Source organism: Humidesulfovibrio idahonensis (genome assembly GCF_054657715.1).
On record NZ_BAAHYE010000003.1, the window covers coordinates 1,024,248 to 1,040,497 of the forward strand.

Genomic DNA, 16,250 nt, shown 5'->3' on the forward strand with positions numbered 1-16,250 from the left:
AGGAGGAAAACAACATGTGGAATCTCTGGACGACGCCCTCGGACAGCCTCATCGGGCTCTTGTTCCTGCTGGCCGTGCTGGCCACCCTGGGGCTGGTCCGCCTGGCGGAAACCCTGAAGGAGTTGCGCTCATGAACCCCCTGTATATCGTGACTGGAATCGTGGTGCTGGGGCTGCTCGTCTATCTGGCGGCGGCCCTGCTCAAACCGGAGGCCTTCGAGTGATGCCGTTCGCGCACATTCTCACCATCGTCGTGTTCTTGGCGCTGCTGTTCGGGCTGGCCTGGCCGCTGGGCCAATACATGGCCAAGGTGCTGCAGGGCGAATCCTGCCTGCTTACCCGCGTGCTGGGACCGCTGGAGCGCCTGCTGTACCGCGTCTGCGGGGTGAAGCCGCAGGAGGAGATGGACTGGAAGGCATACGCCCTGGCCATGTTCCTCTTCAGCATGGCCGGCGTGGTCATCCTGTATCTGCTCCAGCGGGCCCAGGGCTGGCTGCCGCTCAACCCCGACGGCATGAGCGCAGTGGAGCCGGGCCTGGCCTTCAACACGGCCATGAGCTTCATCACCAACACCAACTGGCAGGCCTACAGCGGCGAGAGCACCATGAGCTACCTGACTCAGATGGCGGGGCTCACGGTGCACAACTTCGTGTCCGCGGCCACGGGCATAGCCGTGCTGGCCGCGCTCATCCGCGGGCTCACCCGGCGCGAGACGCGCAACCTGGGCAACTTCTGGGTCGATTTGACGCGCGCCACCCTGTACATTCTGCTGCCCCTGGCGGTCGTGCTTTCGCTGGTCCTTGTGTGGCAGGGCGTGCCGCAGACCTTCGCCGGCACGGTCAACGCCACCTTGAGCGAGCCCGTGGCCTATGAAGTCGCCCCCTCGGCCGAGGACCTGAAGGCCGACCCGGCGCTGAAGCCCACCCCCGCCACAGCCACGCAGCAGGCCATTGCGCGCGGCCCCGTGGCCTCGCAGGAGGCCATCAAGGAGCTGGGCACCAACGGTGGCGGCTTCTTCAACGCCAACTCCGCGCATCCCTTTGAAAATCCAACGCCCCTGACGAACCTGCTGGAGATGCTGGCCATCCTGCTCATTCCGGCGGCCCTGTGCCACACCTTTGGCCGCATGGTGGGCGACGCACGGCAAGGCTGGGTGCTGCTCACGGCCATGACCGTCATCTTCGTGGGCTTCCTGGGCTTGTGCCTCTGGGCCGAGCACGCGGGCGTGCCGCAGATGACGGCCATCACCGGCGGGCAGTTCGCCGGGAACATGGAGGGCAAGGAGCTGCGCTTCGGCGTCACGGCCTCGGCGCTGTTCGCCACCGTGACCACGGCCACCTCCTGCGGCGCGGTGAACGCCATGCACGACTCCTTCACCCCCCTGGGCGGGCTTGTGCCCATGGTGCTGATGCAGCTGGGCGAGGTGGTTTTCGGCGGCGTGGGCTCCGGGCTTTACGGCATGCTGGTGTTCGCCATCATCGTGGTGTTCATCGGCGGGCTTATGGTGGGCCGCACGCCGGAATACCTGGGCAAAAAGATCGAGGCCTTCGAGACCAAGATGTGCTCGCTGGTCATCATGGTGCCGCTCTTCGGGGTGCTCATCGGCACGGCCTGGGCGGTGATGACTGCCTCTGGCCGGGGCGCCATAGCCAACCCCGGGCCGCACGGCTTCAGCGAAATCCTGTACGCCTTCTCCAGCATGTCCAACAACAACGGCAGCGCCTTCGCCGGGCTTTCGGCCAACGTTCCGCTGTACAACCTGCTCGGCGGGCTGACCATGCTGGCCGGGCGCTTCTGGACGGCCATTCCCGTGCTGGCCCTGGCCGGCAGCCTGGCCGCGAAAAAGGCCGTGCCCGTGAGCGCGGGCACCCTGCCCACGCACACGCCGCTGTTCTGCGGACTTGTGGTCTGCGTGGTGCTGGTGGTGGGCGCGCTCACCTTCATTCCGGCCCTGGCCCTCGGCCCCATTGTGGAACATTTGATGATGCTCGGCCACTAGAGCCCCCCAATAGGCAAGGAGTATTCCCAATGTCCGGCAAAAGCCTGTCCCGCCCCTTGTTCGATCGCGAGATCGTCAAACGTGCGGCGCTTGATTCCTTCCGCAAGCTCTCTCCGCGCGTGCAGGTGAAAAACCCTGTCATGTTCACGGTCTATATCGGCAGCATGCTCACCACCCTGCTCTTCATCCAGGCGCTGTTCGGCCAGGGCGAAGCGCCCGCCGGGTTCATTCTGGCCATTTCGCTGTGGTTGTGGTTCACGGTGCTCTTCGCCAACTTCGCGGAGGCCATGGCCGAGGGCCGGGGCAAGGCGCAGGCCGCGACCCTGCGCCAGGCCCGGGCCGAAACGCCCGCGCGCAAGCTCGCCCAGGCCGACCGCGACGCGGAAAGCCAAATGGTCTCCTCCACCACCCTGCGCAAGGGCGACATCGTGCTGGTGGACGCGGGCGAGAGCATTCCCTGCGACGGCGAGGTCATCGACGGCGTGGCCAGCGTGGACGAAAGCGCCATCACCGGCGAGTCCGCGCCCGTCATCCGCGAGGCCGGAGGCGACAGAAGCGCCGTCACCGGCGGCACCCGCGTCCTGTCCGACTCCATCATGATCCGCATCAGCGCGGACCCGGGCGAGACCTTCCTCGACCGCATGATCGGCATGGTCGAAGGGGCCAAGCGCCGCAAGACGCCCAACGAAATCGCGCTGAACATCCTGCTCGCCGCGCTCACCATCATCTTCCTGCTTGTTTGCGCCACGCTGCTGCCCTTCTCCCAGTTCGGCGTGGAACAGGCGGGCAAGGGGGCGGTGATCAGCGTCACCGTGCTCACCGCCCTCTTCGTCTGCCTTGCGCCCACCACCATCGGCGGGCTCTTGTCGGCCATCGGCATCGCCGGCATGGACCGGCTCATCCAGGCCAACGTCATCGCCATGAGCGGCCGCGCCGTGGAGGCCGCGGGCGACGTGGACGTGCTCTTGCTCGACAAGACCGGCACCATCACCCTGGGCAACCGCCAGGCCGCGGCCTTCCTGCCCGCCCCGGGCGTCACCGAGGCCGAGCTGGCCGACGCGGCCCAGCTTTCGTCCCTTGTGGACGAAACACCGGAGGGCCGCAGCATCGTGGTGCTGGCCAAGGAGAAATTCGGCCTGCGCCAGCGCGACGTGACCCAGCTTGGCGCCACCTTCATTCCCTTCACCGCGCAAACGCGCATGAGCGGCGTGAACCTGCCCGGCGGCCGCGCCATCCTCAAGGGCGCGCCCGACTCCATCGAGCGGCTGGCCACGGACTCCGGCAGCGCCTTCCCCCAGGCTGTGCAGGGCCACGTGCAGGACATCGCCCGCGAGGGCGGCACGCCGCTCTTGGTGGCCGAAAAGACCCCGGCGGGCGTGCGGGTGCTGGGCGCCATCTGGCTCAAGGACATCGTCAAGGGCGGCATCCGCGAGAAGTTCGCCGAGCTCCGGCGCATGGGCATCAAGACCATCATGGTCACCGGCGACAACCCGCTCACCGCCGCGGCCATCGCCGCCGAGGCCGGGGTGGACGACTTTTTGGCCGAGGCCAAGCCCGAGCAGAAGCTGGCGCTCATCCGCCAGATCCAGGCCGAGGGCCGTCTGGTGGCCATGACCGGCGACGGCACCAACGACGCCCCGGCCCTGGCCCAGGCCGACGTGGGCGTGGCCATGAACACCGGCACCCAGGCCGCCAAGGAGGCCGGAAACATGGTGGACCTGGACTCCAGCCCCACCAAGCTCATGGAGATCGTGAGCATCGGCAAGCAGCTGCTCATGACGCGCGGCTCGCTGACGACCTTCAGCATCTCAAACGACATCGCCAAGTACTTCGCCATCGTGCCCGCGGCCTTTGTGGGCATGTATCCGGCCCTTGGCGCGCTGAACGTCATGGGGCTGGCCACGCCGCAAAGCGCCATCCTCTCGGCGGTCATCTTCAACGCGCTCATCATCGTGCTGCTCATTCCCCTGGCCCTGCGCGGCGTGGCCTACAAGGCGGCGGGCGCGGCGACTATCCTGCGCGACAACCTCATCATCTACGGCGGCGGCGGGCTCATCGCGCCCTTTGCGGGCATCAAGCTCATCGACATGGCCCTCGTGGCCCTGCATTTGGCATAAGGGAGGCCTCACCATGCTCAAGGACATGTTCAACATTCTGGGACGCCAGCTGCGCCCGGCGTTCTTCCTGCTCATCGCCCTGTCCGTCCTCACCGGGCTCGTGTACCCCACGGCCATCACCCTGGCGGCCAAGGCGCTGTTCCCGTCCCAGGCCGAGGGCAGCCTCATCGCGGACAAAGGGGCGGATAAAAGCGCGGACAAGGCCACGGTCGTCGGCTCGGCGCTTTTGGGCCAGCAGTTCACGGACCCCGGCCACTTCTGGGGACGGCCCTCGGCCACGTCGCCCCAGCCGTACAACGCAAGCTCCAGCGGCGGCGGGAACCTCACCCCGGCGGGCGCGGCCCAGCTGAAGGCCGTGCAGGAACGCGCCGAGGCCCTGCGCGCGGCCGACAAGGACAACACGCTGCCCATTCCGGCAGACCTGCTCACGGCCTCCGGCTCCGGGCTCGACCCGCACATCAGCCCGGCGGCCGCGGCCTACCAGATTCCCCGCGTCGCCAAGGCGCGCGGCATGGACGAGGAGGCCCTGGCGGCCCTTGTGGCCCGGCACACGCAGTCGCGCCAGCTGGGCTTTCTGGGCGAGGCGCGGGTGAACGTGCTGCTGCTCAACAGAGAGCTTGATTCCCTGGTCCCGAGCGTCCATACACAGACGAAGCCGTAAACGGGAGAAGCACCATGGCCTCATGCGACGACAAGCGCGGACCGGACAGACGGCCGGACCCCGACGCCCTGCTGGCCCTGGCCGGCAAGGAGGAGCGGCGGCGCTCGCGCGGGCGGCTGCGCATCTTCTTCGGGGCCGCGCCCGGCGTGGGCAAGACCTACGCCATGCTCACCGAGGCCTACACCCAGCAGGCCGAAGGCCGCGACGTGCTGGCCGGCGTGGTGGAGACCCACGGCCGGGGCGAGACAGAGGCGCTGCTGGCGGGCATAGACGTGCTGCCCAGGGCCACGGTGGAGTACAAGGGCCACCAGCTGCACGAATTCGACCTGGATACGGCCCTGGCCCGGCGGCCCGCGCTCATCCTCATGGACGAGCTGGCCCACACCAACGCGCCCGGCTCCCGGCACGAGAAGCGCTGGCAGGACGTGCTGGAGCTGCTGGACCAGAACATCGACGTGTACACGACCCTGAACGTGCAGCACGTGGAGAGCCTCTCCGACGTGGTGGCGCAGATAACCGGCATCGCCGTGCGCGAGACCGTGCCCGACTCCGTGCTGGAGGAGGCCCACGAGCTGGTGCTGGTGGACCTGACCCCGGACGATCTGCTGAAGCGCCTGCGCGAGGGCAAGGTCTACGTGCCCCAGCAGGCGGAGCGCGCCGCGCAGAACTTCTTCCGCTCCGGCAACCTCTTCGCCCTGCGGGAGCTGGCCCTGCGCGTGGTGGCCGACCGCGTGAACGCCGAGGTCCTGGTCTACCGCCAGGGCCAGGCCATAGAAGTCACCTGGCCCACCACGGGGCGGCTGCTCGTCTGCGTGGGGCCAAGCCCCACCTCGGCCCGGCTGGTGCGCGCGGTGAAGCGCATGGCCGCGGCGCAGCACGCCCACTGGATTGCCGCCTATGTGGAGACCCAGCCCCTGGCCCAAACCGACCCGCGCCGCAACCAGGTGGTGCACAACCTGCGCCTGGCCGAACAGCTCGGCGCGGAGGTGGTCACCCTCACCGGCCGCAACATCACCGAGGAAATCCTCACCCTGGCGCGCGCGCGCAACGTGTCCAGCGTCATCATCGGCAAGCCCGTGCGGCCGCGCCTGCTCGACTCGCTTCTGGGCAGCCCGGTGGACGAGCTCATCCGCAAAAGCGGCGAGATCGACGTGCAGGTCATCCGGGGCGACGATCCCAACGACGCGGGCGAAGGCCCCCGGCACCAGGCCGCGCCGGCCAAGGCCGCGCCCGTGGACTGGCCGGGCTACGGCCAGAGCCTGCTCACCGTGGCCGCCTGCTCCGCCCTTTGCTTCGCCATGTACGGCTCCTTCGAGCTGGCCAACCTCATCATGGTCTACCTGCTGGGCACCATGTTCATCGCCACCCGCTGCGGGCAGGGTCCGGCCATCCTGTCGTCCGCCCTGGGCGTGCTCTGCTTCGACGTGTTCTTCGTGCCGCCGCGCTTCAGCCTGGCCGTGAGCGACACCGAATACCTGTTCACCTTCGCCACCATGTTCGTGGCCGCGGTGGTCATAAGCCGGTTGACGGCCCATGTGCGCCAGCAGGCCGTGGCCGCGCGCGGGCGCGAGGCCCGCACCCAGGTCATGCTGGCCCTTTCCCGCGAGCTGGCCGGCACGCGCGGCACGGAAAAGCTGCTGCGCATCGCCATCGACCACGTGTCCGAGCTGTTCACCTGCCGGGCCCTGGCCCTGCTGCCCGATGACGAAGGCCTGCTCAAGGAGTTCGTGGGCGACAGCGAAGCCTTCAGCCTCAGCCACAAGGGCGAGGGCGTGGCCCAGTGGGTTTTCGCCAACGGACACGTGGCCGGGCTGGGCACAAGCACCCTGCCCACCAGCGGCGCGCTCTACGTGCCGCTCGTCGGCCTCAAGGACACCGTGGGCGTGCTGGGCCTGCGGCCCGAAACCCAAGGGGCCCTGTTCTCGCCGGAGCAGATGCACATGATCGAGACCCTGGCGCGGCAGGTGGCCCTGGCCCTGGAGGTGGAGCGCCTGGAGACCGAGAGCCTGCACGCGCAGATGGAGGCCGAGACCGAGCGGCTCAAGACCTCGCTTTTGTCCTCGGTGACGCACGACCTGCAAACCCCGCTGGCGGCCATCATGGGCTCGGCCGACAGCCTCGTGCAGGTGGGCGACAGGCTGGAGACGGACCTGCGCCGCTCGCTGGCGGCCAATATCTTCGACGAGGCCGAGCGCCTGTCGCGGCTCATCGGCAACCTCCTGCGCATGACCAAGCTCGAATCCGGCACGCTCAAGCCCGACCTGGAGCTGCAATCCCTGGAGGAGCCCCTGGGCGCGGCCCTGAACCTGCTGGAAAAGCGCCTGGCCGGCCGCGGCGTGGACATGGACATGCCCGGCGACCTGCCCATGCTCGACCTGGACGGCGTGCTCATGGAGCAGCTCTTCTTGAACCTGCTGGAAAACGCCGTGAAGTACGCGCCGGAGGCCACGCCCATCAGCATCGAGGCCCATGCGCACGGCCGCGAGGTGGCGTTCTCCGTGGCCGACCGGGGACCGGGGCTTTCCGAGGATGAGCTGGAAAAGGTCTTTGATCTGTTTTATCAGGGGCAGGCGGGCTCCGCACGCAAGGGCTACGGCATCGGGCTGGCCATTTGCCGGGCCATCGCCCAGGTCCATGGCGGGCGCATCTGGGCCGAGAACCGCGCCGGGGGCGGGGCCGTGTTCCACGTCACCCTGCCCGTGCCGGACGGCCGCAGGCAGGCCGCGGCCCTCAACGAGGCCCGGCGCGAGGCCACGGACCCGGGCACGGACGAAAACCGGCGCGATGCGGCGGCAAAGGAGGAACCCCTGTGACCACGGACAAGGCGCTGGTGCTGGTCATCGAGGACGAGGCCCCCATCCGCTGCTTTCTGCGCGCCTTTCTGGAGAGCCAGGGCTTCCGCTTTCTTGAGGCGGAGAGCGGCGAGGAAGGTCTCGGCATGGCGGCCTCGCACCAGCCGGATGTCATTCTGCTGGACCTGGGGCTGCCGGGCATGGACGGGCTCGACGTCATCCGGCGCGTGCGGCAGTGGACCGCCACGCCCATTCTGGTGCTCTCGGCCCGCGGCAAAGAGCAGGACAAGATCGACGCCCTGGACGCCGGGGCCGACGACTACCTCATCAAGCCCTTCAGCGTGGGCGAGCTGGCCGCGCGCATGCGCGTTGCCCTGCGCCACACCGCAAGCGCCGGGCAGGACAAGCCGGAGCCGGTGTTCCGCGTCGGCGCGCTCAGCGTCGACCTGGCCGCGCGGCGCGTGCGCCTGAACGGCGCCGAGGCGCACCTCACGCCCATCGAGTTCAAGCTGTTGGCCTATCTCGTGCGGCACGCGGGCAAGGTCGTGACCCACCGGCAGCTTTTGAAGGAGGTCTGGGGCAGCGCCCGCGACGACCAGTCCCACTATCCACGCATCTACGTGCACCAGCTGCGGCACAAGATCGAGCCCGACCCGGCCCGGCCGCGCTTTCTGCGCACCGAGACCGGCATAGGCTACCGGCTGGAGGAAGCCGACGCGCCGGAAACGCCGAACATCTGAAACAACGCCGCGGCCAGGACGGATGCCCAAGGCCGCAAACCAGGGAGATCGCATGAACCTCGCGGACATGAAGAACCGTTTTTCCCCCGGCCTGACCTTGGCCCTGGCCGTGTTCATGATCGTGCTTTCCGGACTGGCGCTGTGGTTTCTGGGCCGCGGCGAGCACCTGGAGAGCGCCTTTGTGCGCGGCAGCCAGAAGGCGCAAATCGTCGCCCGCATGCGTGCGGACCTTTACGCCGCGGCGGACGCGGAAAAAAGCGCGGTGATGGCCGAGACCGACGCAGCCTCAAAGGACAACGCCAAGCGCGCCCAGGCTGCGGCGGAGCAGGTCGCGGCGGGGCTCGCGGCCTACAAGGCGCTGCCTGCGGGCAACGCCGAGGAGGCAGCTTTGCTGCGCCGCTTCGAGGACGCCTTTGCCGAGTACCGCAAGGCGGACGAGGAGGTGCTGGCCCTGGCCGTGCAGAACACCAACCTCAAGGCCTTTGCCCTGTCCTTTGGCCCGGCCGCCGAAGCCCTGGCCAAGATGGAGCTGGCGCTCAAGCCCGTCCTCGACGCGGGAGCCAAGGGCGGCAAGAGCGCGCAACCGGCGCTGCTGGCCTCGCGGGCCCTGACCGAGGCCCTGCGCATCCAGGCCCTGCACGCGCCGCACATCACGGAGAAAACCGACGCGCGCATGGACGAGCTGGAAAAGCGCATGGCCGCGGCCGACACGCAGGTCCGCGCCGATCTTGGCGCGCTGGGCGCGGCCGGAGCCCAGGCCCTGGCCGCCTACGAGGAATTCCACACGACCACGGCCGAGGTGGTGCGCCTTTCGCGCCTGAACACCAACGTGCGCTCCCTTGACCTTTCGCTGGACCGCAAGGTCAAGGTGCTGGCCGTGTGCGACGAGGCCCTGAACGCCCTGCGCGACTTCCTGGGCGCCGGCCTGGCCAAGGGCACGCGCTAGCCAAAGCACGGCGGCCGGCACGGCGCGGGAAAAGCGCCCGCCGCCCCCTGAAGCGGACAATCGCCACGCTGCGCCGGACGGCGGCTTCGGCCCTGCGCCGGGGCCGACCTTGGCACGGGGGGCGAACCCGGCACGACACCGGAGAGGCGTTCCGCCCGCAGCGCGGCATTGTTCCGAGCCGCGCGCGGCGCGGGACGCTGGCCGTGGCCCTGCGCCGAGCCGCCCCCGGCTGGCTAGCGCCCGTCTGGCCGCCATTCGTCTGGCCGACGGTGGTCTCGCGCCCGCCTCGCGCCTTGCCCATCGTCAAAAAACACAGCATGATGCGCGGCGTCTCCCACTCCAGCAAACGGGTGCCCGCACATGCCGAAAAAGAACCGCCCCGCCAAGGCCCGCAAGCACGCGCCCAAGCCAGCGCGCGGCACCAAACCGGAAACCGCACGCGGCGCCACATCCCAGGCCGCGTCCACGCCTGTTCGCGCAGGCGCGCCCGCACCCGCCGCGCTCATGGCCCTGGCCGAGCTGTTCAACCAGGGCCGCCACGCCGAGGCCGAGGCCTGCGCCCGCGCCCTCACCGCCGCGCACCCGGACCACGGCTTCTGCTGGAAGGCCCTGGGCGCAGTGCTGCTCGCCCTGTCCCGCCCGGCCGAAGCCCTGGAGGCCAACGCCCGCGCCGCCGCCCTGCTGCCCAACGACGCGCAGGTCCAGGCCAATCTGGCCATTGCCATGCAGGCCCTGGGCCGCCTGCCCGAGGCCGAGGCCGGCTACCGCCGCGCCCTGGTTCTCGATCCCGATTACGCCGACGCCCACAGCAACCTGGGCAACACCCTGCACGCCCTGGAGCGCACGGCCGAGGCCGAGGTCTGCTTCCGCCGCGCCCTGGCGCTCGCCCCCGGCAGCGCGCACATCCACGCCAACCTCGGCGCAGCGTTGAACGCCCTGGGACGCCCGCAGGAAGCCGAGGCCTGCTGCCGCCGCGCCCTGGAGCTGAATCCGCACGCGGCCCAGGCGCACAACAACCTGGGCATGGCCCTGAACGCCCTGAATCGCGCGGCCGAGGCCGAGCCCTGCTTCCGGCGGGCGCTGGCGCTCCGGCCCGGCTACGCCGAGGCCCTGAACAACCTGGGCAACGCCCTGCACCAGCTGGGCCGCCTCAAGGAATCCGAGGAGAGCTTCCGCGCCTCCCTAAACATCCGCCCGGCAGACCCGGAGACCCTGAGCAACCTCGGCAACACGCTGCACACCCTGGGCCGCCTGCGCGAGGCCGAGGACTGCTACCGCCAGGCCCTGGCCCTGCGGCCGGGGCTTGCCGCCGCGCGCAGCAACCTGCTCTTCGTCTTGAGCCACGCGGAGCACTGCGCCCCGGCGGAATATCTGGCCGAGGCCAAGCGCTACGGCGCGGATGCGGCCGCTCGGGCCGGGGCGCGCTACGGCTTTTGGCGCTGCGACGCGGCCCCGCAACGGCTGCGCGTGGGCTTCGTTTCCGGCGACTTGCGCTCCCACCCGGTGGGGCACTTTCTGGAGGCGGTGCTGGGCTGCATGGACCACGCGCGCGTCGAGTTGTACGCCTACCCCACCGCCAACGACGGCGACGCCCTTACGGAGCGCATCCGGCCGCGCTTCGCCGCCTGGAAGTCTTTGGCCGGGCTTGGCGACGATGCGGCGGCGGAGCTGATCCACGCCGACGGCGTGCATGTGCTGGTGGACCTCTCCGGCCACACGGCCCAGAACCGCCTGGAGCTTTTCGCCCGCAAGCCGGCGCCGGTGCAGGCCAGCTGGCTGGGCTACTTCGCGTCCACCGGGCTCGCGGAGATGGACTTTCTGCTGGCGGACGACACGGGCGTGCCGGAAACGCACCGGCAATGGTTCACGGAAACCGTGCTCGCCCTGCCGGAAACGCGGCTGTGCTTCACCGCCCCGCGCGAGGACATCGCCGTGGGGCCGCTGCCAGCGCTGGAGAACGGCTTCGTCACCTTCGGCTCGTTCCAGAACCTGGCCAAGATCGGGCAGCCGGTGCTTGATCTGTGGGCCGGGGCGCTCAGCGCGCTGCCCGCGTCACGGCTGCGCGTGCAGTGCCGCCAGCTGGGCGACGCCGCCGCGTCCGAAACCCTGCTTGCAGGTCTGGCGCGGCGCGGCGTGGACCCGGCGCGCGTGCGGCTTCTCACCGGCGTGCCCCGTGCGGAATACCTCGCCGCGCACAACGAGATCGACATCATCCTCGACACCTTCCCCTACCCCGGCGGCACCACCACCTGCGAGGCGCTGTGGATGGGCGTGCCCACGCTGACCCTGGCGGGCAAGGGGTTGCTGGGCCGGCAGGGAGCCAGCCTGCTCACTGCGGCGGGGCTGCCGGAGTGGATCGCCTGGAGCGAGGCCGAGTACCAGCGCAAGGCCGTGGCCTTGGCCGCGGACCTGCCCGCGCTGGCGGCGTTGCGCCAGAACCTGCGCGCGCGCGTGCTGGCCTCGGCCCTGTTCGACGCGCCGCACTTCGCCAAACGCCTCGAAGCCGCGCTGTGGGATATGTGGGCGCGGCGGACAACGCGCTAGGTTGCGTCCTGCGCAACGCCGCTCTTCCGGCGTCACCGCCAAAGGGCCACTTCCCGCTGCTGCGTGACACAAGTTGCAGCGCGGCAGAATCGCCAATACACACATAGATGGATACAGCAATAATTCAGGGGCCTTGCTCCTGGCGAATACTCTTGTGTATAGTCTCGGCAAAGAATGCCCAGGGGCATATTTTGCGCAAATCTTTGAAGCCCAGGCGCGACAATTTGAAATTGACCTAAAGCATCAACTAGAACAGGTAGGGATAGTTCTGTGAAATGCAAAGCACTAGCGTGTGTTGTTATTGTTTGTTTGTGGATGTTTGCAAGTCCTCAAATTTCGCGAAGCGAGGGCACTAATAATGTATGGACGATATATGTCGCAATTCAACCTAGAGAGTCTTACAATTTTGTGCAATGGGCTAATGATACTAGCACTGATATAACCGTGTATCGCTACCCTCTCTATGTCGGGTATTTTTACACAGATGATTCACTAACCGTCAAATGGAAGTGTATCATCCCACTTGCGGAGAAAGAGATGGAGAAATGGGCTGCTTGGAAAAGCAATCCACAAGCTCGCGCATTTGATGACTGGATACCAGGAAGATACAGAAAGGCAAAGCTAGGAGATCCGGATTACGCTGATATTGCTAGCTATGATATGTCGAGTTCTGGGTTTCATGCTATCAAAATTACGAATGGAAAGCTCCCTGATGACTCATGGGTGCCTCAATTCACACAGCAATATGCGATTGATTTTCCGAATGCAAAACAGCGGATACAAGCACTACAAGCAATAGTCTATCGTGAGATTCTGGATAAACCATTGGAACTTCGCGAGTATAGAACAAAATCAGATGAAATTGACGACTATCTGAACAATACAGTGAAAGAACTGAGTGCTTGGCATGTTCTGAATTGATCTGCAGATGCCATGAGCTAACGCTGGCGAGGTAGGGATAGTTCTATGAAATTCAAAGCACTAGCGTGTGCTGCTATCGTTTGTTTGTGGATGTTTGCAAGTCCTCAACTTTCGCGAAGCGAGGGCACTAATAATGTATGGACGATATATGTCGCAATTAAACCCAGAGAGGCTTACTATTTTGCACAATTGGCTAATGATGCTAGCATTGATATAACAGCGTATCGCTATCCTCTCTATATCGGATATTTTTACACAGATGATTCACAGACAGTAAAATGGAAGTGTATCATCCCGTTTGCGGAGAAAAAGATGGAAAAATGGGCTGCTTGGAAAAGCAATCCACAAGCTCGTGCGCTTGATGACCTGTTACCAGGAAAATACAGAAAGGCAAAACTAGGAGATGCGAATTATGCTGAGATTGCAGGCTATGATATGTCGCGTTCTGGGTTTCATGCTATCAAAATTACGAATGGGAAGCTCCCTGATGACTTGTGGGTGCCTCAATTCACACAGCAATATGCGATTGATTTTCCGAATGCAAAACAGCGGATACAAGCACTACAAGCAATAGTCTATCGTGAGATTCTGGATAAACCATTGGAACTTCGCGAGTATAGGACAAAATCAGATGAAATTGACGACTATTTGAACAATACAGTGAAAGAACTGAGTGCTTGGCATGTCCTGAATTGATCTGCAGATGCCATGAGCTAACGCTGGCATTGATTTCTGATCGTTGTCCTTTTCCACTCAATCGCGATCGCTGAGCCTTTATGGGGCGGCCCAAAGCCCCTCATTACAGCCAGTGGCCTCCAAACCGCAACTCCGGCAGCTTGGGCTACGGCTCTGGTTCGTCTTCCTCTTCTTGGGTGAACCGGCAGACCAGCATCATCGGAACGAATTCCGTCGATGTCCGCACGGAGAAGAACACCGCTGTTGAAGGCGCGGTCATTGCCGCCGAAAACGGCAAGCTCAAGCTCGATACGGACACGCTGACCGACATAGTCACCCCCCTCACCAAGCGCTTGCGTTCAAGCATCCCACGCCCCCTGGCCGCCCTGCATTTTTTTGTTTACACGGAAACAAAATCGAGGTAGCCCCGTTTTGTTGCCACGGAAACAAAGAAGCGCACCCAGGAGACGGCATGGACACTTCGCCCAAATCGACGCCAGACAAAACGGCCGACATCCCGCCCGACATCACGGATGACATCGCGCCCGACATCGTCGACGCGCTCACGCGCATTCAGGAACGCTCGATCATTCTGCGCCACGCCCAGGGCGAAGTGCCCGAGGGCCTCAACCTGGCCGAGACCCACTGCATCCACTGGATCGGGGCCTTGCCGGGCGCCAACGTCACGCGCATCGCCACGCGGATGGGCATGACGCGCGGGGCCATCAGCAAAATCGCCAAGCGGCTGCTGGCCAAGGGCCTGGCGGAAAGCCACCGCATGCCGGGCAACAACAAGGAGCTGCACTTCCGTCTCACGGACTCCGGCGCGCGCGTGTTCGACGAGCACACAAAATGCCACGCCACGGCCAGGGACGAAAAACTGGCGCTGCTGGCCGGCTTTACCCCGGACGAGCAGCGGGCCGTGCTGCGTTTCCTCAGCGCCGTGGGGGCGCGGCAGCAGGCCCAGATGCAGCGGGAGCAGCGAGCCACAAAGGATACGGCAGACGACGCGTCTGACGAAACAGCGGCCACGCCGGCGGATGACGCGGCAGGCCGGGAGGATTCCCATGTCTGAGGAAACAGCGCGTCAGGGGCGCATCGCGGCCCTTTCCCTCGCCCACATGTTCAACGACTGGTACATGAACTTCATCCAGACCCTGCTGCCGTTCTTTGTGGCGGCGGGCATGGGCGTGGGCAAGGGGGCGTTTCTGGTCTCGGCCTTCACCACCACGTCGTCGCTGCTGCAGCCCGTGTTCGGCTACCTGGCTGACAGGCGCGGACAGCGCTGGATGGTCTACGTGGGCACCTTGTGGATGGCCGTGATGCTGGGCTTTCTGGGCATCACGGGAAGCTACCCCATGCTCATGGGCCTGGCGCTCTTGTCCGGGTTCGGCACCGCGGCCTTCCACCCCCAGGCGGCGGCCATGGTCGGCGCGCTGAGCGGCCGCAACAAGGGCTGGCACCTGTCGCTCTTCTCCGCAGCGGGCAATGTCGGCTGGGCGCTCACGCCGCTCATCATGGTGCCCGTGGTCAAGAGCCAGGGGCTGGAGATAACCCCCGTGTTCATGCTGCCGGGCATCGTGGTGGCGCTGCTGCTGTGGCTTGTGGCGCCCAGCGTGCGCAAAACCGAAGCCAAGGCGCGTGAGCCGCTGCTGCCCGCCCTGCGCGCGGCCTGGGCCGAGCTGACCAAGGTGGTGTTCATCGTGTCGCTGCGGTCGCTGGCGTACTTCGGGCTCATCGCCTTTCTGCCCCTGTTTCTGCAAACCAAGGACATCAGCCTGACGCACAGCAGCCGGCTGTTGTTCCTCATGCTTTTTTCCGGCGCCATGGGCGGCATGCTCGGCGGACGCCTTTCCGACAGGTTCGGGCGCAAGGCCGTCATCGTGGGCTCGCTGGCCGCAAGCACGCCGCTGTTCCTCTTGTTCCAGCACGCGCAGGGTCCTGCCGCCATCGTGCTGCTGTGCTGCGCGGGCGCGGCCCTGCTGGCCTCGTTCTCGGTCACGGTGGCCCTGGCGCAGGAGCTCATCAGCCGCAACGCGGCCATGGCCTCCGGCCTCACGCTGGGCTTCGGCATCGGCATTGGCGGGCTGGGGGTCGGGGCGGTGGGCGTGCTCATCGAACGGGCCGGCGTGGACTACGCCATAACCCTGCTGGCGCTGTGCCCCCTTGCGGCCGGGCTGCTGGCCCTGCTGCTCAAGCCCAGGGCCGCCACGGCGGCGGCCGCGCGCTAGAGTTTGCTACTCGGCCTGGGTCCGTGCGGCCATGGCCCTGCGCTTCACCACCTCCGGGTACCAGCAGGAAAAAGCCATGCACGAGACGAGCACGGTGTAGTTCGCGGTCTCGATGAGCCATTCCGGCTGCCCGGTGGGCAGGGTCTTGAGCCAGGCCAACGTCGTGCCGATGCTGAAGGCCACGCCCCAGACGCTGGTCATGAAGTAATTGGTGCGGATGAACAGGGGGTCGTTCCAGCGCGAGGGGTCGGTGTGGTCGCGGGCGTACTCGAGGGTGAAGGGCTTGCCCATGGCCAGGGTGATCCAGGTGCCGAGGGCCAAAGCGCCGTTGGCCAGCACGCCCATGTAGCGCGCGGTCCACATGTTCTCAAGCCCGACCACCGCAATGGTGGCGAAGATGAAGAACACGATGCCCACCCACATGATGATGCCCCGGTGCAGCCGCAAAACCGCCATGACCACGGTGAGCAGCGCGGCCACGATGAGTCCGGCCTTCAGCCGGAACAGCGAACCCTGCGCGATGATCAGAAACGAGATCCACGGGGCAAAGGACACGAGCAGCTTGAGAAAGGCCATTCGGAGCTCCTTGACTGTCGGTTTCCGGGCGGTGAAGGGGCGGCGCTGC

The 16,250-nt window shown here is 66.3% G+C and carries 14 protein-coding genes; 13 read left to right on the forward strand and 1 reads right to left on the reverse strand.

Annotated features, from left to right (window positions below):
- Window positions 1-130: 130 nt before the first annotated feature.
- The 13 genes from kdpF to ACYQ4W_RS11015 all read left to right on the forward strand — a co-directional run bounded on the left by kdpF (window position 131) and on the right by ACYQ4W_RS11015 (window position 15,625).
- The gene (gene kdpF / locus ACYQ4W_RS10955) at window positions 131-223 is read left to right on the forward strand and encodes a K(+)-transporting ATPase subunit F (RefSeq protein ID WP_459856388.1); all 93 of its coding nucleotides are present in this window, start codon (window positions 131-133) and stop codon (window positions 221-223) included.
- Window positions 223-1,998: a potassium-transporting ATPase subunit KdpA gene (gene kdpA / locus ACYQ4W_RS10960; protein WP_459856390.1), complete on the forward strand. Its 1,776-nt coding sequence runs from the start codon at window positions 223-225 to the stop codon at window positions 1,996-1,998. The genes kdpF and kdpA overlap by 1 nt, the downstream gene beginning before the upstream one ends.
- A gap of 29 nt (window positions 1,999-2,027) precedes the next feature.
- Entirely contained in the window at window positions 2,028-4,115 is a 2,088-nt protein-coding gene (gene kdpB, locus ACYQ4W_RS10965; RefSeq protein WP_459856392.1) for a potassium-transporting ATPase subunit KdpB, read from the forward strand.
- A 13-nt stretch (window positions 4,116-4,128) separates the two neighbouring features.
- Entirely contained in the window at window positions 4,129-4,776 is a 648-nt protein-coding gene (gene kdpC, locus ACYQ4W_RS10970) for a potassium-transporting ATPase subunit KdpC (RefSeq protein ID WP_459856394.1), read from the forward strand.
- A gap of 14 nt (window positions 4,777-4,790) precedes the next feature.
- A complete protein-coding gene (locus ACYQ4W_RS10975) occupies window positions 4,791-7,589 on the forward strand; it encodes a DUF4118 domain-containing protein (protein WP_459856396.1) in 2,799 nt (932 codons plus the stop codon).
- Window positions 7,586-8,308 (forward strand): response regulator, encoded by a 723-nt coding sequence (locus ACYQ4W_RS10980; protein WP_459856398.1) that lies wholly within the window; start codon window positions 7,586-7,588, stop codon window positions 8,306-8,308. Before ACYQ4W_RS10975 ends, ACYQ4W_RS10980 begins: the two co-directional genes overlap by 4 nt.
- A 52-nt stretch (window positions 8,309-8,360) precedes the next feature.
- Window positions 8,361-9,254 (forward strand): MCP four helix bundle domain-containing protein, encoded by an 894-nt coding sequence (locus tag ACYQ4W_RS10985; RefSeq protein ID WP_459856400.1) that lies wholly within the window; start codon window positions 8,361-8,363, stop codon window positions 9,252-9,254.
- Between the two features lie 360 nt (window positions 9,255-9,614).
- A complete protein-coding gene (locus ACYQ4W_RS10990) occupies window positions 9,615-11,798 on the forward strand; it encodes an O-linked N-acetylglucosamine transferase, SPINDLY family protein (RefSeq protein WP_459856403.1) in 2,184 nt (727 codons plus the stop codon).
- 270 nt (window positions 11,799-12,068) lie between these two features.
- The gene (locus ACYQ4W_RS10995; RefSeq protein WP_459856406.1) at window positions 12,069-12,719 is read left to right on the forward strand and encodes a hypothetical protein; all 651 of its coding nucleotides are present in this window, start codon (window positions 12,069-12,071) and stop codon (window positions 12,717-12,719) included.
- A 45-nt stretch (window positions 12,720-12,764) separates the two neighbouring features.
- Complete coding sequence (locus ACYQ4W_RS11000) at window positions 12,765-13,415, forward strand: hypothetical protein (RefSeq protein WP_459856409.1); 651 nt, start codon at window positions 12,765-12,767, stop codon at window positions 13,413-13,415.
- A gap of 80 nt (window positions 13,416-13,495) precedes the next feature.
- Window positions 13,496-13,819 carry a hypothetical protein gene (locus ACYQ4W_RS11005; RefSeq protein ID WP_459856411.1) on the forward strand — a complete coding sequence of 108 codons (324 nt, stop codon included), beginning with the start codon at window positions 13,496-13,498 and terminating at the stop codon, window positions 13,817-13,819.
- Between the two features lie 47 nt (window positions 13,820-13,866).
- Window positions 13,867-14,469 carry a MarR family winged helix-turn-helix transcriptional regulator gene (locus ACYQ4W_RS11010; RefSeq protein ID WP_459856413.1) on the forward strand — a complete coding sequence of 201 codons (603 nt, stop codon included), beginning with the start codon at window positions 13,867-13,869 and terminating at the stop codon, window positions 14,467-14,469.
- Complete coding sequence (locus ACYQ4W_RS11015; protein WP_459856416.1) at window positions 14,462-15,625, forward strand: MFS transporter; 1,164 nt, start codon at window positions 14,462-14,464, stop codon at window positions 15,623-15,625. The genes ACYQ4W_RS11010 and ACYQ4W_RS11015 overlap by 8 nt, the downstream gene beginning before the upstream one ends.
- Window positions 15,626-15,631: 6 nt before the next feature.
- On the opposite strand, the gene ACYQ4W_RS11020 is transcribed toward ACYQ4W_RS11015, so the two are convergent.
- On the reverse strand, window positions 15,632-16,201 hold the full coding sequence (locus ACYQ4W_RS11020; RefSeq protein WP_459856417.1) for a hypothetical protein: 570 nt from the start codon (window positions 16,199-16,201) through the stop codon (window positions 15,632-15,634).
- Window positions 16,202-16,250 lie beyond the last annotated feature (49 nt).